The sequence below is a fragment of the Anaerorhabdus sp. genome (assembly GCF_036641015.1).
GTDB lineage: Bacteria > Bacillota_I > Bacilli_A > Erysipelotrichales > Erysipelotrichaceae > Anaerorhabdus.
Genome location: NZ_JAVWFO010000021.1, coordinates 13,288 through 29,977, shown reverse-complemented (window position 1 = coordinate 29,977; position 16,690 = coordinate 13,288). Strand labels below are relative to the sequence as shown.

The 16,690-nt window shown below is 30.8% G+C and carries 16 protein-coding genes; 13 read left to right on the top strand and 3 right to left on the bottom strand.

Annotation, left to right across the window (positions count from 1 at the left end; all coding sequences use genetic code 11):
- The first annotated feature begins 119 nt into the window (after positions 1-119).
- Positions 120-710, top strand: a complete 591-nt coding sequence (locus RR430_RS04720) for an immunoglobulin-like domain-containing protein (protein ID WP_332487804.1) — start codon at positions 120-122, stop codon at positions 708-710.
- A gap of 24 nt (positions 711-734) precedes the next feature.
- On the opposite strand, the gene epsC is transcribed toward RR430_RS04720, so the two are convergent.
- The gene (epsC, locus tag RR430_RS04715) at positions 735-1,241 is read right to left on the bottom strand and encodes a serine O-acetyltransferase EpsC (RefSeq protein ID WP_332487806.1); all 507 of its coding nucleotides are present in this window, start codon (positions 1,239-1,241) and stop codon (positions 735-737) included.
- Between the two features lie 99 nt (positions 1,242-1,340).
- Between epsC and cysK the strand changes: the two genes are divergently transcribed.
- Positions 1,341-2,264 carry a cysteine synthase A gene (cysK, locus tag RR430_RS04710; RefSeq protein ID WP_332487807.1) on the top strand — a complete coding sequence of 308 codons (924 nt, stop codon included), beginning with the start codon at positions 1,341-1,343 and terminating at the stop codon, positions 2,262-2,264.
- Between the two features lie 17 nt (positions 2,265-2,281).
- On the opposite strand, the gene RR430_RS04705 is transcribed toward cysK, so the two are convergent.
- Together RR430_RS04705 and RR430_RS04700 are read right to left on the bottom strand one after the other, a co-directional pair.
- Positions 2,282-3,346, bottom strand: coding sequence for a hypothetical protein (locus RR430_RS04705; protein ID WP_332487809.1), 1,065 nt, complete (start codon positions 3,344-3,346; stop codon positions 2,282-2,284).
- Between the two features lies 1 nt (position 3,347).
- Complete coding sequence (locus RR430_RS04700; RefSeq protein ID WP_332487811.1) at positions 3,348-4,346, bottom strand: phosphodiester glycosidase family protein; 999 nt, start codon at positions 4,344-4,346, stop codon at positions 3,348-3,350.
- 141 nt (positions 4,347-4,487) lie between these two features.
- Here RR430_RS04700 and RR430_RS04695 point away from each other — a divergent pair, with 141 nt between their 5' ends.
- From RR430_RS04695 to RR430_RS04645, 11 genes are all read left to right on the top strand, one after another.
- Complete coding sequence (locus RR430_RS04695) at positions 4,488-5,498, top strand: acyltransferase (protein WP_332487813.1); 1,011 nt, start codon at positions 4,488-4,490, stop codon at positions 5,496-5,498.
- A gap of 31 nt (positions 5,499-5,529) precedes the next feature.
- Positions 5,530-7,386 (top strand): YgiQ family radical SAM protein, encoded by a 1,857-nt coding sequence (locus RR430_RS04690; protein ID WP_332508721.1) that lies wholly within the window; start codon positions 5,530-5,532, stop codon positions 7,384-7,386.
- Complete coding sequence (locus RR430_RS04685; protein ID WP_332487817.1) at positions 7,343-8,179, top strand: aldose 1-epimerase family protein; 837 nt, start codon at positions 7,343-7,345, stop codon at positions 8,177-8,179. Before RR430_RS04690 ends, RR430_RS04685 begins: the two co-directional genes overlap by 44 nt.
- A gap of 44 nt (positions 8,180-8,223) precedes the next feature.
- Positions 8,224-8,949 (top strand): glucosamine-6-phosphate deaminase, encoded by a 726-nt coding sequence (gene nagB / locus RR430_RS04680; RefSeq protein ID WP_332487819.1) that lies wholly within the window; start codon positions 8,224-8,226, stop codon positions 8,947-8,949.
- 11 nt (positions 8,950-8,960) lie between these two features.
- Entirely contained in the window at positions 8,961-9,272 is a 312-nt protein-coding gene (gene trxA, locus RR430_RS04675) for a thioredoxin (protein ID WP_332487821.1), read from the top strand.
- An 80-nt stretch (positions 9,273-9,352) separates the two neighbouring features.
- Entirely contained in the window at positions 9,353-11,626 is a 2,274-nt protein-coding gene (locus RR430_RS04670) for a YfhO family protein (protein ID WP_332487823.1), read from the top strand.
- A gap of 222 nt (positions 11,627-11,848) precedes the next feature.
- Positions 11,849-12,388 carry a helix-turn-helix domain-containing protein gene (locus RR430_RS04665; RefSeq protein WP_332487825.1) on the top strand — a complete coding sequence of 180 codons (540 nt, stop codon included), beginning with the start codon at positions 11,849-11,851 and terminating at the stop codon, positions 12,386-12,388.
- Positions 12,389-12,402: 14 nt separating this feature from the next.
- Entirely contained in the window at positions 12,403-13,971 is a 1,569-nt protein-coding gene (locus RR430_RS04660) for an ABC transporter ATP-binding protein (protein WP_332487827.1), read from the top strand.
- Positions 13,972-13,974: 3 nt separating this feature from the next.
- Entirely contained in the window at positions 13,975-14,760 is a 786-nt protein-coding gene (locus RR430_RS04655) for an ABC transporter permease (protein ID WP_332487829.1), read from the top strand.
- Positions 14,760-15,584 (top strand): ABC transporter permease, encoded by an 825-nt coding sequence (locus RR430_RS04650; RefSeq protein WP_332487831.1) that lies wholly within the window; start codon positions 14,760-14,762, stop codon positions 15,582-15,584. The genes RR430_RS04655 and RR430_RS04650 overlap by 1 nt, the downstream gene beginning before the upstream one ends.
- Entirely contained in the window at positions 15,553-16,632 is a 1,080-nt protein-coding gene (locus RR430_RS04645; protein WP_332487833.1) for an ABC transporter substrate-binding protein, read from the top strand. Before RR430_RS04650 ends, RR430_RS04645 begins: the two co-directional genes overlap by 32 nt.
- Positions 16,633-16,690: the final 58 nt, after the last annotated feature.

Genomic DNA, 16,690 nt, shown 5'->3' with positions numbered 1-16,690 from the left:
TAATAGCCCTTATAGGGTTAAGTCAGAACCACGTGTTTTACACGTGGAAGCTATTAAAAAAGAGTTTGATTCTTTTTTGTATGCATCTTTGCTATAATAGAATGGAAAGGTTGATGAATATGAAACTATTAAAATTATGTCTTTTCTGCATACTGTTAATATCTGGGTGTAGTGCTACACCAACTAATAATGCAGAAGAAATGAAAGATACTAGTGCTCCATGGATAAATGTTAAGAATTACGTTTTTGAAACTACTGTTGGAAATCCTATAAACTATGAGACGGCATATGCCTATGATGATATTGATTTTGCATGTAATGTTGAAGTATCTGGTTATGTTAACTTTAATAAAGTAGGTGAGTATTATTTGAAATATGTTGCTAGAGATACAAGCGGTAATAAAAGTGAAGAACCATTTACTATTATTGTAAAACCGGAAGGTGAGCAAGCAACAAGTACACCAAATACAAACATAAGTATTGATTCAACTTGTGATACAAAAGGAGCTATAGATCCAAATCAACCATGCGATATAGTGGTATCTAATCTCGATGAATATACAATGCTATTTCAAGATAGTGATGGATATAATCGATGTGTAGCTATAGGTGATGAAGAAATAGAAAAAGAAACAATAAATGACTATAAATGTGAAACTATTTATACAAATGATAATAATATTTGGGGATATGGCATAAAAACAAACTAAAAGTGTATCAAAGCGATACACTTTTTATATGATTTTAGCTGGGATTCCAACAGCAGTGGAATTTGGTGGAATATCTTTTAATACGACAGCATTTGCTCCTATTTTAGAATTTTCACCAATAGTAATATTACCTAAAACCTTTGCACCAGTACCTATTACTACATTATCCTCAATAGTTGGATGACGTTTGGCATGTTCATTTCCTGTACCCCCTAAGGTAACACCGTGGAATAATTGGACATTATCACCGATGACAGTTGTTTCTCCAATAACTACTCCCATACCATGATCAATGAATAACCCATGACCAATGGTGGCTCCTGGATGTATTTCAATACCTGTTAAAAATCTTGCGAGTTGAGAGAACATTCTAGCAAGAAAATAAAGGTGGGCTTTATATAACAAATTTGATAGTCGATGCCAAGCAATCGCATGAACACTTGGGTATAATAAGATTATTTCAAAAGCATTCCTAGATGCAGGATCGCTTTTCTTTATGTGTTGTATTTGTTTCCTTAAGTCATTAAACATAGGGTAAATTCTCCTTAGAGATATATCATATAAAACTATGGTGCATATTTCAACCATATTAATTATTGAGTGCTATAATATTTTAAAGGAGTATATAAAATGAAAGTAGATAATATATTAGAAACAATTGGTGAAACACCATTAGTCAAATTGAATAATTTGATTGAAGAATTGAGTCTTGAAGCAAACTTATATGCAAAGGTTGAATTTTTTAATCCAGGAGGAAGTGTTAAAGATCGTGTTGCATATAATATGATTAATGAAGCTATTAAAGAAGGAGACATTGAAAAAGATGCTACTATTATAGAACCAACTAGTGGAAATACCGGAATAGGTCTAGCAATGGTAGCTGCTGCTTTAGGCATGCGTTGCATTCTTGTAATGCCTGAAACAATGAGTATTGAAAGAAGAAAATTAATTGAACAATATGGTGCAGAACTTGTTTTAACGGAAGGTTCGTTAGGTATGAAGGGTTCAATTGATAAAGCGCACGAATTAGCAGCAAACATGCCGAATTCGTTCATTCCATCACAATTCGAAAATCCAACAAATCCTAGTGCACATATGCAAACTACAGGAATAGAAATATTAAGGGATTTGAAAAATGATGTAGATATGTTTGTCGCATGTATTGGAACAGGTGGGACAATTAGTGGAGTAGGTAAGATACTAAAAATGAATAGTTTGGATACTCAAATTATTGGTGTTGAACCAAAGGATTCACCATTATTAACAGAAGGTATAGCAGGTCCTCATAAGATTCAAGGAATAGGAGCTAATTTTGTTCCAATTAATTATGATCCATCAGTTGTAGATAAAATAGAAACCGCAACATTGCAAAATTCAATTGAATCAGCGCGATTACTTGGTAAAAAAGAAGGTATTCTTGTAGGTTTATCAAGCGGTGCAGCATTATCTGTGGCAATACATTATGCAAAATTAAAAGAAAATAAAGGAAAAAATATTGTAGTATTATTACCTGACACTGGAGAAAGGTATTTATCTACAGATTTATTCAAATAAAAAAGGGCTATGCCCTTTTAATTTGACTCCGCGATAACTAAGTTAGTAAGTAACCAGTTTTCATTTATATTTAGAAACGACATTTGATATGTATTGCTATATGTTTGTGAGCGATCACCAATATAGACAATGTAATCAAATGATACTGATGCAATTAAACCATCATCACCAATTTCTACAACATCGAATACATTCATATCACCAAATTCAATTCTATCATGAGTTGAAAAGAATGAATTGTCGAACGAACGAATAGCATCATAGAAGCTTGTCTTTGTGTAAAGTAATTTACGTAATGTCGCAAATGTTACATCTTCAGTGATATACATACAATATGTTTCAGCAACATTCTCGATTAATTGTTTATATTCTACCATTTCTGAATCACTAGGTTTTGTACCTGCATAGAATATATCTTCTGTTGCGTTCTTTACAACCACATAATTTGAATTCGCGGTAGTAATTGTAGGTACGCCAACTAGATTATCAATATAATATTGATTAATCAATGGTGATAATTCAATATTATCTAAATTGTTAAAGGCGTGTGCAGCAACATTTTCTTGTCTAATACGATCTTTTTCAATTGGATAATTGTTGATACTCATTTCTATATCAGGTAAATCAGTTTCAATGGTGAAACTACGCGCATCTGTAAGTGTTCTTACATTCCATTTGTTTTTCTTTGGATCTTTTTTAAGTTCTAATGTAGCGATGGTTTCACCATCAACTGACATTTCATAATATTGATATTCAGATGTTGAATAAGAGGTTTTGGTAAATGCAGCTTTACTCATATCCACATTGCTATAAAATTTCTCTAAATAATTAATGTATTCATCTTTTTCGTTATATTGTAAGTAAACTTTTGTTGATTCCTCATAGATTTCTTCAAATTTACCATCTTTTACTAATTGGGTATAATGTACTAACGCACCATTAGGAGTAACGCTCTCATAATAATCAAGACCTACCCAAAGTAGACCGAGAAAGAAAGACCCAATAGCTAAGAAAACAAGAAATAAGCGGAATATATGCTTATAGAAGCTAAGTTCAATTTTCGAATTTGGTTTCTTTTTCATATTACTTCACTATCCACGCCGTAGGTACTCGACGATCTCCATTCATTGAAACAACGTTATTTATAATTTGTCCATCATAAACCATAACAGTACTAGAACCACCATCTAAGTTAGCGGCATTCATAGCGCCATATTCCATCATGATTTCAATACAGTCACTGTAGGTTGCACCTAATGAAGTTGTTTGTCTACCATCAATAGCAAGTAGTAAAACAGAACCATCTTCTCTTTGACCAATAATTGTACGTGGATTTAGACCTCCACCTGTACCAGTAATTGCTACTGGTTCATAATTTACGATTAAAATAGGACCGAAGGTTACGGCATCTACGATATTATATGATAAAGCTTGCTCAGCTGTCATATTTCCTACTACTAATCGGTTTTTATCGTTAAATCCAATAATTGAGTTATAATCAGTTAATTTTCCACTAATAAGTTCACCATCTTTTATAACAATACCATAAGGGATACTGCCATCGCCTTTTCCTCCTGGATCATCAAAACCTCCAGCATTAATACCAGCAATAGCGTTTTCACTTGCCACAAATTCTTCAACTAAGAATCCTTTTTGACTTTCAGTTTCCATTAATAAGTTAACACCTAATTGAATTCTTGAAGGATCTCTTATAATCATAAGTTTTCCTTTATAAGTTGAACCATTAATATCAATTATTTCAATATTGTCTTTTTCATCTTCTGGAATAACAAATTCATCTTCGGTATAATCGGTTACTTTATCCGTTTTAACTAAGGTGTTTTTTTGTAAGATTGTCTCTATTTCATTGCTAGAGAAGAATAAATGAGCTAAAGCTTTACCTCTACGAGTTTCCATCATTGTACTAGTAATTAGATTACTTAAAGTGGTTGATGGTCCTCTTAATATAATTAAAGCAGCTATATAGCTTGTGATAAGTATAGATATAATAACAGTAACAGATACTAGAAAAGTCTGTTTTGTTTTTAATTTTACAGTTGATTTAATTCTTTTTCTCGCCATACAGTCTCCTTTCTTAGTCTAAAAATACAGCCTTAGTATTATATCATATAATTTTGGGTGAATTTTGGGATATTTAAAAAACTTGAAAAAAAGTAATAAAACGGTTATTGTTGTAGGTATCTTTAAAAAAGGAGAATAAAAATGCATAAAAGGGAAGTTGCAATCGATTTAATTAAAATTGTTGCGAGTTTTGCGGTTATTTGCTTACATATAGTAGATATTCCAACTACTTTTGCTGAACAAGTAGTTTATTATTTAAGCGGATGTGCAATACCACTGCTTTTTATGACAAATGGATACTTATTATTAAATAAAAACAAGATTACGTTTAAAAGACAATTTCAAAAGTCATTAAAGATGTTAGGAATCGTCTTTGCATGGTGTGCAATATTTAGTTGTTTATATTATATCACTAATAAGACATGGATTAATCCAATAGAGAGTACATTTCAATCATTATTACAAAAAGGACCAGTTTGGCAATTTTGGTTTATTGGAGCATTGATACTGATTCACTTATTTTTACCAATTTTACACAAAATATTTCAAAATCGAAAATGGGCTTTAATTATGGTTGGAACATGTTTTGTATTGTGTTTTGGTATGGATATTATAAATGTATTATTTGTTAAGTTAGGACGACCATTGATTCAATCATCAGTTACCCAAACTTTTAGATTGTGGAATCACTTTGCATATTTCTTTATTGGAGGGTTTCTTGGTAAACCAGAAATAAGAAGTAAAATTCAAAATAAAATTAAAACGTGGAAGCATTTTATTATATTAATATTGTTTTCAATAGTAATAATAGCATATCAAATATATATGGGTTTAAACTATTATGGTACAACGTATGCAGAATTTTTCTATGATAATTTCTTTGTCATGATATGGAATATTTTAATCTTTACATTCTTCTTTAATATTAAAATTAAAAATGTTAAAGTGTCTAAAACAATTGAATATATAAGTGTAAATACATTTGGTGTTTATGCTATGCATTTATATTTATTAGGTATTCTTAGAGAATTCTTTGATTATAATGCAGTTAGTTTTACAATATGGATTCCAATATTAATATTTATTATTGGACAAATAATAAGTACGATACTACGTTCGAATAAGATAACACGTAACCTAGTTACATTTTAGAATGTTTGGTATAATTGAAGAGGTGATATAAATGGGATTTTTACCTATTAACAGAGAAGAAATGCTAGAAAGAGGTTGGGAACAGCCTGATTTTATCTATATTTGTGGAGACGCATATGTCGATCATCCTTCTTTTGGAGCAGCAATCATTACAAGAATGTTAGAAGCACATGGCTATAAAGTAGTCTTTTTAGCACAACCTGATTGGAAAAAGAATGATGAATTCTTACAATTCGGTGAACCGCGTTTAGGATTTCTAATTAGTTCTGGAAATATTGATTCAATGGTTAATCACTATTCTGTGAGTAAACGTAGAAGAGATAAAGATAGTTATACTGATGAAGGGGTTATGGGTAAAAGACCTGATAGAGCGACAATTGTATATAGTAAAAAAGTTCGTTCACTATTTCCTGATTCCGCTATTATCCTTGGTGGTATAGAAGCATCATTGCGTCGACTTGCCCATTATGATTATTGGGATGATAAAGTAAGACCAAGTATATTGTTGGATGCAATGGCAGATATGGTTTTATATGGTATGGGTGAAAATAGTATTATCGAGCTTGCGGAAGCACTTGATGGTGGTTTAAATATCAAGGATATAACATATATTAAAGGCTCTGTTTATCAAACTAATAATATAGACACACTTTTTGAACATGAAATACTACCAACATTTGAGGAAATTAAAACTAATAAAAGAATGTATGCTAGAAGTTTTAAGATGCAACATGAAAACCATGATGCTTTAAATGCTACTACATTAGTAGAACCATATAAAAATTGTTATGTTGTTCAAAATCCGCCATCATTGCCACTAACAACAGATGAAATGGATTATTCATATAGTTTGCCTTATATGCGTAAATTTCATCCTCGTTATAAATATATTCCAGCGATTGAAGAAGTAAAATTTAGTGTTATAAGTAATCGAGGGTGTTTTGGAAGTTGTAGTTTTTGTGCATTAACAGCACACCAAGGTAGAATAATTCAAAGTAGATCAAAGGATTCTATTGTAAAAGAAGTTAAACGTATTACTGAGTATGATGATTTCAAAGGGTATATCCATGATGTAGGAGGGCCTACCGCTAACTTCTACCATCCTTCTTGTGATAAACAATTGAAGGTAGGTACATGTAAGCATCGTGAGTGTTTGCATCCAAAACCATGTCCTAATCTAAAGGTAGACCACTCGGATTATCTTGAAATACTAAGAGCGTGTCGAAGTTTACCGAAAATTAAGAAAGTATTTGTTAGATCAGGTATTCGTTATGATTATTTAATGCATGATAAAGATGATACATTCTTTAAGGAATTAATTGAACATCACATTAGTGGTCAATTAAAAGTTGCGCCTGAGCATGTATCGAATAAAGTATTAGATATTATGGGTAAATGTAACTTTGAATTGTATGATAGCTTTACCAAAAAATATGAACGTTTAAATGAAGAAGCAAATAAGAATCAATTTTTAGTACCATATTTAATGAGCAGTCATCCTGGATGTGATTTGCATGATGCGGTTGAATTAGCGTGTTATTTAAAAAGAATTCATCATACTCCTCAACAGGTGCAAGACTTTTATCCTACACCATCAACATTAAGTACATGTATGTATTACACTGGAATTGATCCTTTGACAGATAAACCAATTTATGTTGAAAAGGATCCACATGAGAAACTATTACAACGAGCATTGATGCAATATTCATATCCTAAAAATTATGATTTAGTGTATGAAGCACTAAAAAAAGCCAATCGTTTAGATTTAGTAGGAAATAGTAAGAAATGCCTAATTCCACCAATATCAAATGTTAAACATTACGACAATAGGAGAAACCAACATGGTAAGAATAGAAAATCATTTAGCGATACTAGAAGTCGCTAATCTAGGAGCAGAAATTACAAGTTTTAAAAGCAAAGAAACAGGACTTGAATATATGTGGCAAGGACATGCTGAACATTGGGCAGGAAGAAATCCAATTCTATTTCCAATGGTAAGTAATACCTATAACAAAATTCAAAATATCAATGGCAAACAATATCATATGGGTAATCATGGAATTGTTAGAGGTGCTCATTTTGATGTGGAATCGGTAACTGATAATACAATTACAATGGTAACTACATCAAATGATGAAACTTTAAAGAATTATCCATTTGAGTTTAAACTACGTGTTATTTATACACTTTGTGATTATAAGGTTACAATAAGATATCAAATTGAAAATCATTCGGATATTACGATGCCATTTAGTTTTGGATTACATCCAGCATTTAACTGTCCAATTGATACTAATGATTCATTTGAAGACTATCGTTTAGAATTTTCAAACAACGAAAATTTAAAAGGAATTTATGGGCCATTAGGCTTAGAAAACACTAAAACTATTAATTGCGAATATAAAATGTTTGATGATAACCCAACAATATGCTTTGAGAATCCAGTATCTTCAAGTGTGAGACTAACTAATGGTACGCATGGTGTTATTGTTGATATCGTTGGATATCGTTGGTTAGCATTTTGGACTAAACCAAATGCACCATTCATGTGTATTGAACCTTGGCATGGACATGGTGATTTTACAGAAATGGATATTCCTTTTGAAAAAAGAGAAGGAACTATCAATTTAGCACCTCATCATCACTATGAAACGGCGTATGGTATAGAAATTTACTAAAAAACGTGATATAAATAATAGGAATATAAAAGGAGAAAGAAAATATGTTTAAAATAATCGTTGTAGATAATTATGATGAAGCAAGTAGTGAAGCTTTTAAGGTAATGAAAGAAGAAGTAGTAGGAAATGATAAACCAGTTCTTGGTTTAGCAACTGGTTCAACTCCAATCGGATTATATAAGAAAATGCAAGCAGATCATAAAGCTAATGGTACTTCTTATAAGAATGTAGTTACATTCAACTTAGATGAATATATTGGTTTACCTAAAGATCATGATCAAACTTATTACACATTTATGCATGAAAATTTATTTGATGGTCTTGATATTCCTGAATCAAACATTCATATTCCAGTAGGTGATAGTACAGATGTACCTGCAGAATGTGTTAAATACGAAGAAGCAATGAAAGAATACAATATTGATATCCAATTACTTGGAATTGGTGCAAATGGACATATTGGATTTAATGAACCTGGAACATCATTTGATACATTAACTCATATTGTTGAATTAAAGGAAAAAACACGTCAAGACAATGCACGTTTCTTTGGTAGCATTGATGATGTACCTACACAAGCAATTACAATGGGTATTTCTACTATTTTAAAATCTAAAAAGATTCTTATGGTTGCGACAGGTGAAAATAAAGCTGATGCAATTTATGGAATGATTAAAGGACCTATCTCTGAAGACTGTCCAGCAAGTGCTTTACAAAATCATGATAATGTAATCGTAATCGTTGATAAAGCAGCAGCTAGCAAACTTTAATAGGTAAAAATATGAGAATAATTGAAACAGTTGCTGAATTTGATGAACTAATTGCCAGCAATAAACCAGTTTTAGTTGATTTCTTTGCAGAATGGTGTGGACCATGCAAAATGATTACACCTGTTCTTGAAGAGTTTAGTAAGAGTTACGATACAATTGAATTTGTTAAAGTGGATGTTGATAGCTTGGGAGAATTAGCACAACGCTATAGCGTTATGTCGATTCCTGCATTATTTGTATTTAAAGATGGTCAAGTAGTAAAGAATGTTGTTGGCTTCCAACCAAAACCAGCATTAGAAACATTATTGAATTTGATTAAATAGAAGGGCAAAATTTGCTCTTTTATTTTGAATTAGAGATATTTTTTAAAAGATTTGATACAATAATTATCGAGGGGATGACTATGAAAAATAAATTAAGTAATCATAAAACTCTATATTGGTTATTAGGAATTGTGTTTGTCATAATGCTAATTTGTATTTTGCCATACATCATTACTGGTAAACCTTTTGTTATTGGCTGGGATATGCGTACACAATATGCCTATTTCTATGAAAATTTAAAAACTATGATGAGAGATTCATTAGAGTTTAAGAGTTTACCATTTTATTCGTGGTCGTCATTTCTTGGTAATAATTTTTGGGGTAGTAAAATATTTTATTATCATAATATTTTTGATTATCTATCGGTGTTTTTTGCAAGAGGATTATCATATAGTAATATAATAATTCTTCAAACAATGGCAAAGATGCTAATTGCGGCATTTTCATTCTACATATATGGAAAAACAAGAAAATTTAATAATAAGTCTTTAGTTTATGGTGGTGTATGTTTTGCTTTATCTTCGTGGGCATTGGAGGCTATAAAAGATCCATTTTTTCTAGCGTTTTATGCATTTATTCCACTTTACTTTGCATCAATTGAAGTTTATTTTAAATCGAAGAAAAAAATAGGGTTTATTCTTATTACCACATTTCTTGCGATTACAAACTATTATTCATTCTATTCATTATCTTGTTTTACGGTGATTTACTATATTTATCGATATATAGAAATTAATAAAAATAGTAAAGGTTTATTTAAGTCAGTATTTCCACTAATTGGTGCTTATTTTATTGCAATATTTATCGCGGGCTTTGCATTATTGCCACAAGCTATAAGTATCTTAAATAATGTACGAGTAGGAAAAAGTTCTGCTTTTCTAGTTTATGACTCGATACAACCTTACTTTGATATTCTACTAGGATTCTTTACTCCTACATCGATGTTAATGAATAGAGGGTTTGATTTTAATTCGATTTTCAACTATATAACAGCAAATGATACCGTTCTAGCATTATATATTTGGACAGGTAGTATCAATGCATTCTTATTCTTTCAAAACTTGTTTTCAAAGGATAAAGTAAAGAGAAATCTCTTATTAGGTTTACTTGCTATGTTGATGATTCCGTTTATGAATTCACTCATGCATGGATTTAGTGAACCGGCATTTAGATGGGGTCAGCTAATTGTATTTATGACAATTGTTATGGCAATCCCATATATTGAAGATCATGAATTGATAAATAAAAAAGTTTTACGTATTTCTTATATAGTTATGGTAGTACTGCTTGTGGTGGCTCCGTTGGTTCTTAATTATGTATTCCTGCATAATGATGGATTTATAAAAGAATATATTTTAATTCTAGTTAATGTACTCTTTATTACAATTGCTTATATTATTTTAAATAAAGGAGTCAAGTTTACAGAACTAATGATATTTACGTTAATAGAAATTACTTTTGTAGCATTTATGAGTTTATTTGGTAATTCATATTATCGTCAATTTGATAAGACAACTATTACTGGTGTTGAGAATGTATTGTTAGGTAAAGATGAATTGAATAACTATTTATTAGAGCTAGATTCTGATAATAGTTCTAGTTTGTATAGATTGTACATACCTGTTTCAAGTGTTTATTGGGACTATGCGACAAACTTAAATCTAAAATATAATATTATGGGATTAATGGCGTATGATTCAACATATAGCCCATCGATTATACAAATGAATGATATCAGTAAGATTAGTACGTATTTACCATGGGCATTCCAAATTGAAAATCCAAATCTTATTGATTATTTTGGTACAAAGTATGCGATTGTAACAGGAGAATCAGATTTACCGCATAATAATTTTAAAAAAGTAGGCGATTTTAATTATTTAGAAGTCTACGAAAACTTAAACTACAGTAATTTTGCTAGAGTATATACAAATGTAATAAGTGAAGCAGATTATAAAGGGGATTCAAGTGTAATCCTAGATACATTGATAGTAAACGATGAGCAATTAGTAGAGATTTCAAATCTTGCAAAAAGTGAAAATTTAAAAGGATTTGATTGGGTAAATAAGTCAGCGAATTCATTACAGGGTGGCATTACTTTAGACAATAGTGGCTTCATGGTTGTTCCAATTCCTTATGACAAAGGATGGAAGGTTAGTGTAAATGGCAATAATGTTAAAACTTATGATGTACAAGGTGGAACTTTAGGTTTTGGATTAGAACCAGGATACAATGAAATACAGTGTTATTTTACACCGCAAGGATTTAAGGCAGGGTTTATTGTGTCACTTGTAGGTATTTGTTTGTTTGGAATGGTCGTTTGGAAAGAAAAATCAGTACGAAAAGATAAATAATAACGAAAGGTCGGTTGTAATCGACCTTTTATAATTGGTTATTTCTAAGAAATTTTGTTCTATTGATATTGTGATGAGGGTTAGTTAGTACAAAAGTTTATACTTACTAAACAAAAAGTTTATAAAATGTATTGCAATTTTGATGAGTTTTTGTATAATAATACTTGGTTTATTAAATGAAAATAAATTGTTTAGTAATACTAAACAAAAGGAGGCGATTTTATGGATATCGGACACAGGATAAAACAGTTACGAACGAAGAACAATCTAACTCTAGAGGAACTTGCTAGTCGTTGTGAATTAACTAAAGGTTTTTTATCGCAATTAGAACGAAATCTGACATCGCCATCAATTCAAACCCTAGAAGATATTGCCGAAGCTTTGGGAACATCTTTAGCTAAATTCTTCCAAGAAGAAAAAAATGAGAAGATTGTATTTGGGATTGATGATTATTTCGTTGATGAACGAGATGGTAGTATTGTGAACTGGATAGTTCCCAATGCCCAAAAAAATGAGATGGAACCAATTTTGCTGGAATTATTTGAAAATGGTGAAAGCCAACAAATATTACCACATGAAGGGGAAGAATTTGGATATGTACTATCTGGACGAATTCGACTTTATAAAGGTGAAGGTAAAAAGGGGATATTGATTAAAAAAGGTGAAACATTTTATATCAAGGGAAATGAACAGCATTACTTAAAGAATGATTCAACACAAAGTGCGAAAGTATTGTGGATTTGCACACCACCAATATTTTAGAGGAGAGGGGACCTATGAAAAAATTAATACAATTTAAAAACATCGTTAAATCATTTGATAATCAAATTGTACTTAAAGGAATCAATTTAGATATCTATGAAAACGAATTTGTTACACTACTTGGACCATCAGGATGTGGTAAAACAACATTACTACGTATTCTGGGTGGATTCCTTGAACAAACTTCAGGTGAAGTAATATTTGATGGTGAAGAAATTAGTAAGGTTCCTGCCTATAAACGTAATCTAAATACTGTGTTTCAAAAATATGCATTATTCCCTCATTTAAATGTTTATGACAATATTGCATTCGGTTTAAAAATAAAGAAACAATCAAAAGATGTTATTGAACAAAAAGTTAATCGTATGTTGAGTTTAGTTGGACTTGAAGGATATGAAAAACGAAATGTAACTCTTTTATCAGGTGGACAACAACAACGTGTTGCGATTGCTAGAGCTTTAGTAAACGAGCCAGATGTATTGTTGCTTGATGAACCACTAGGGGCATTAGATTTAAAACTACGTAAAGAAATGCAACATGAATTAAAAAAGATTCAACAAGAAGTAGGTATTACATTTATATTTGTTACTCATGATCAAGAAGAAGCATTAACTATGAGTGATAAAATTGTAGTAATGAAAGATGGTGAAATTCTTCAAATTGGTACACCAATTGAAATTTATAATGAACCAGTTGATGAATATGTTGCTAAGTTTATTGGAGAATCAAATATCATAGATGGTGTAATGAAAGATGATTATTTAGTTAACTTTGATGAAAAGGACTATAAATGTGTCGATCACGGATTTAAAGAGAATGAACCAGTAGATATTATGATTCGTCCTGAAGATATCGATATTGTGGCACGTAATAAAGGTGTATTAAATGGCGAAGTAAAATCGGTATTATTTAAAGGCGTTCACTATGAAATTATTGTTGAAACGGCTTCGGGTACATCTAAAAAAGTTACAATGCATGTCTTAGGAAATAAAGATATTGTAAATGAAGAAGAAAAAGAAAAAATCAGTGCAAGTAATTTCTACATGGATTTAGAAGATGTAAAAGAATTGACTACCTCTGATGTAATTGCTCGAGCTAATGCGCAAGCATGGGATTTTGACAATGAAGACTTATCTATAAGTAAAGTAACATATGATATTAAAGAAGAAAAAGGTGTATATCCATGCACATTTGAAACAAGTAATGGTACAAGTGTTACAATTAATATCACTGTAATTGAACCTATATTTACAGAAGATGCAAATAACGAGGAAGCAGTACAAGCTTTTGATTTCTATAAGACAGTAGATGAAATAAAAGAAAGTATTGCTCTTGATACTGACTTAAAGCGTTGGGCAAATGCCACTGCATGGTCATTGGAAGATGATAGTGTTGTTGAGATTTATGATGTTAAATATGATTTTGATGATGAAAACATAACAGAAGGTGATTACGAAATCACATTCGCAACTAAGGGAAGAGAATTTAAAATTCACACAACAGATTTTAGAGAAGAAGGCATGAAAGTTGGATTATCAATTGAACCTGAAGATATCCATGTCATGAGTAAGATTGGTTTTTAACCAATGAAAAGTTTTTCTCGCCTTGTTTATCCTTATGTTGCTTGGGCTGCAATATTTATTGTAGTTCCAATGTTATTAATCGTTTTATATGCATTTACTAAAGAAGGTAATGGTGTATTAACACTACAATTTACTTTAGATAACTTTGCGCGATTCTTTAGTGATGGAATATTTCCTAATGTATTATGGAGATCATTAAAACTTGCGGTTATTACAACACTAATTTGTATTTTACTTGGATATCCAGCAGCGTTTTTTATGTCTAAGTTAAATGTAAATAAAAGAAATATGATGGTTTTATTAATTACACTTCCAATGTGGATTAATATGCTTGTAAGAACTTATGCTTGGCGTGGTATCTTACTTGATGCACCTATTTCTGGTGAAGTTAAAGTATATATTGGTATGGTATATAACTTCTTACCATTCATGATACTTCAAATATATACATCGTTATTGAAAATGGATCCAAGCTTAATTGCGGCGGCAAATGACCTAGGAGCTAATCGCTTTGAAACATTTAAAAGAGTTATATTACCATTATCAATACCTGGTGTTATTTCGGGAATTACGCTTGTTTTCTTACCAGCTGTATCAAGTTTCTTCATTCCAAAACTATTGGGTGGAGGAGACTTCGTATTAGTAGGTAATTTAATTGAAAACTATTTTGTTTCAACTGGAGATTGGAACTTTGGTTCTGCTATATCGTTAATCATGGCTGTAATTATCTTAATTTCAATGTTTGTTACGAAGAAATTAGATTATGAAAATACTGAGGTGAGTGACTAATGAAAAAGATTAAAAACTTACCATCTAGATTATATATAGCACTTATATTAGCGTTCTTCTATTTACCAATTTTATATGTAGTTATCTTTTCGTTTAATGATTCAAAGAGCTTAACTAATTTTACTGGGTTTTCATTGCAATGGTATGAAAAAATGTTTAATAATCGTACCATGATGGAAGCAATTTGGTATACCGTTATTATTGCGGTTCTTGCGACAATCATTTCAACAATTGTTGGAACAATAACGGCAATTGGATTAAGTAAATCAAAAAGAATCTTAAAAGAAACAGTTATGCAAATAAATAACTTACCAATGCTTAATCCTGAAATCGTTACAGCAATTGGTTTAATGTTATTCTTTACATCGCTACAAATTAAAACAGGATTTACAACACTATTGATAGCACATATAGCGTTTTGTATCCCGTATGTAATATTAAGTATCATGCCTAAGCTAAGGCAATTGGATAATAATCTTGCAGAAGCAGCGCTTGATTTAGGATGTACTCCTTGGCAAGCACTATTCAAAGTTATTATTCCTCAAATTACGCCAGGTATTGTTTCAGGTGCACTAATAGCCTTTACAATGTCGTTTGATGATTTCATTATTTCATTCTTTACAACAGGTCCTGGTGTAAATAATATTTCAATATATGTTTATACAATGTATAAACGTATCAATCCAAGTATAAATGCATTGTCATCTATTATTGTATTTGTAATTACAATTGTATTAATACTAGTTAATGTAGTACCACTTATTAGAGATAGAAAGAAAAAGGGAAATGTAAATGAAGAAGATTTTAGTAACAGTAGTATGTAGTTTATTAGCTTTGTCACTTGTTGGCTGTGGTCAAAAGAAAAGTGATGTAGATCCTATTGCGGCATATGGATGTGACGTGTTAAATGTTTATAACTGGGGTGAATACGTTGGTGAAAATGTTATTCAAGATTTTGAAAGTCAATATAATGTTAAAGTAAACTATTCATTATTTGATTCGAATGAAGTTATGTACACAAAATTATTGGGTGGAAATGAATATGATATTTTAGTGCCATCTGATTATATGATTGAAAGATTAATTGAAGAAAAATTACTTCAACCAATTGATTGGACAAAAATAACAAACAAAGAAAACTTATATGATGGAATTATGGGCACTGCATTTGATGCAGATAACACATATTCAGTTCCTTATTTCTGGGGAAGTGTAGGAATTGTTTATAATAAAAATAACGTAGATCCTAAGGATGTTGAAACTGAAGGATTTAATGTATTAAAAAATACTAAGTATGCTGATCAAGTGTATATGTATGATTCAGAAAGAGATAGTTTCATGATTGCATTAAAAGCATTAGGTTATTCTATGAATACTGAAAACATGGATGAAATTAATGAAGCGTATGAATGGTTATTAGAACTTGATAAGAATGTTAATCCAGCATATGTTACTGATGAAGTAATCGATAGTATGGTAAATGGAGAAAAAGACTTAGCAGTTGTTTATAGTGGTGATGCTGCTTATATCTTATCTGAAAATGAAGAAATGGATTATTACATGCCAGAATCTGGAACAAACCTTTGGGTTGATGCAATGGTAATTCCTGCAAATGCTAAATGTCCTGCACTAGCACACGAATTTATTAACTACGTTCTTACAGATGATGCATCATATGATAATTCAGCAACAGTAGGATATGCAAGTTCAAATAAAAATGTATTAGATGAAATGATAGCAGAAGGCGGAGAATTCGATGGAAACGTTGCATATCTTCCACGTACTGACAATTCAAACGATGAATATTTCAAACATAATGAAGCTATGAAAAAGATATTAGCAGACTTATGGATTAAAGTTAAAAACCAATAAATACTGACTAAAAGCGAGCAACTATTGTTCGCTTTTAATTTGCTTATAAATGATGTGA

Coding starts and splice junctions, on each gene's coding strand:
- RR430_RS04720 (WP_332487804.1), top strand. CDS start 120: ATGAAACTATTAAAATTATGTCTTTTCTGCATACTGTTAATATCTGGG.
- epsC (WP_332487806.1), bottom strand. CDS start 1,241: ATGTTTAATGACTTAAGGAAACAAATACAACACATAAAGAAAAGCGAT.
- cysK (WP_332487807.1), top strand. CDS start 1,341: ATGAAAGTAGATAATATATTAGAAACAATTGGTGAAACACCATTAGTC.
- RR430_RS04705 (WP_332487809.1), bottom strand. CDS start 3,346: ATGAAAAAGAAACCAAATTCGAAAATTGAACTTAGCTTCTATAAGCAT.
- RR430_RS04700 (WP_332487811.1), bottom strand. CDS start 4,346: ATGGCGAGAAAAAGAATTAAATCAACTGTAAAATTAAAAACAAAACAG.
- RR430_RS04695 (WP_332487813.1), top strand. CDS start 4,488: ATGCATAAAAGGGAAGTTGCAATCGATTTAATTAAAATTGTTGCGAGT.
- RR430_RS04690 (WP_332508721.1), top strand. CDS start 5,530: ATGGGATTTTTACCTATTAACAGAGAAGAAATGCTAGAAAGAGGTTGG.
- RR430_RS04685 (WP_332487817.1), top strand. CDS start 7,343: ATGGTAAGAATAGAAAATCATTTAGCGATACTAGAAGTCGCTAATCTA.
- nagB (WP_332487819.1), top strand. CDS start 8,224: ATGTTTAAAATAATCGTTGTAGATAATTATGATGAAGCAAGTAGTGAA.
- trxA (WP_332487821.1), top strand. CDS start 8,961: ATGAGAATAATTGAAACAGTTGCTGAATTTGATGAACTAATTGCCAGC.
- RR430_RS04670 (WP_332487823.1), top strand. CDS start 9,353: ATGAAAAATAAATTAAGTAATCATAAAACTCTATATTGGTTATTAGGA.
- RR430_RS04665 (WP_332487825.1), top strand. CDS start 11,849: ATGGATATCGGACACAGGATAAAACAGTTACGAACGAAGAACAATCTA.
- RR430_RS04660 (WP_332487827.1), top strand. CDS start 12,403: ATGAAAAAATTAATACAATTTAAAAACATCGTTAAATCATTTGATAAT.
- RR430_RS04655 (WP_332487829.1), top strand. CDS start 13,975: ATGAAAAGTTTTTCTCGCCTTGTTTATCCTTATGTTGCTTGGGCTGCA.
- RR430_RS04650 (WP_332487831.1), top strand. CDS start 14,760: ATGAAAAAGATTAAAAACTTACCATCTAGATTATATATAGCACTTATA.
- RR430_RS04645 (WP_332487833.1), top strand. CDS start 15,553: ATGAAGAAGATTTTAGTAACAGTAGTATGTAGTTTATTAGCTTTGTCA.